The sequence below is a fragment of the Kocuria sp. CPCC 205235 genome, from assembly GCF_040980905.1.
Taxonomy (GTDB): Bacteria; Actinomycetota; Actinomycetes; order Actinomycetales; family Micrococcaceae; genus Kocuria; species Kocuria carniphila.
This window is the reverse complement of record NZ_JAVKPR010000104.1, coordinates 1-533: the sequence shown is the minus strand read 5'-3', so window position 1 is coordinate 533 and position 533 is coordinate 1. Positions and strand designations below refer to the sequence as shown.

1 rRNA gene is annotated in these 533 nt (G+C 50.3%); it reads left to right on the top strand.

Annotated features, from left to right (window positions below):
- Positions 1 to 533, top strand: a 16S ribosomal RNA gene (locus RF638_RS16195); the annotation flags it as partial.

Genomic DNA, 533 nt, shown 5'->3' with positions numbered 1-533 from the left:
TTCGCATGAAATTCATATGAAAGCTATATGCGCTGCAGGAGAGCTTTGCGTCCTATTAGCTAGTTGGTGAGGTAACGGCTTACCAAGGCGATGATAGGTAGCCGGCCTGAGAGGGTGAACGGCCACAAGGGGACTGAGACACGGCCCTTACTCCTACGGGAGGCAGCAGTGGGGAATATTGGACAATGGACCAAAAGTCTGATCCAGCAATTCTGTGTGCACGATGAAGTTTTTCGGAATGTAAAGTGCTTTCAGTTGGGACGAAGTAAGTGACGGTACCAACAGAAGAAGCGACGGCTAAATACGTGCCAGCAGCCGCGGTAATACGTATGTCGCAAGCGTTATCCGGATTTATTGGGCGTAAAGCGCGTCTAGGCGGTTTGGTAAGTCTGATGTGAAAATGCGGGGCTCAACTCCGTATTGCGTTGGAAACTGCCAAACTAGAGTACTGGAGAGGTGGGCGGAACTACAAGTGTAGAGGTGAAATTCGTAGATATTTGTAGGAATGCCGATGGGGAAGCCAGCCCACTGGA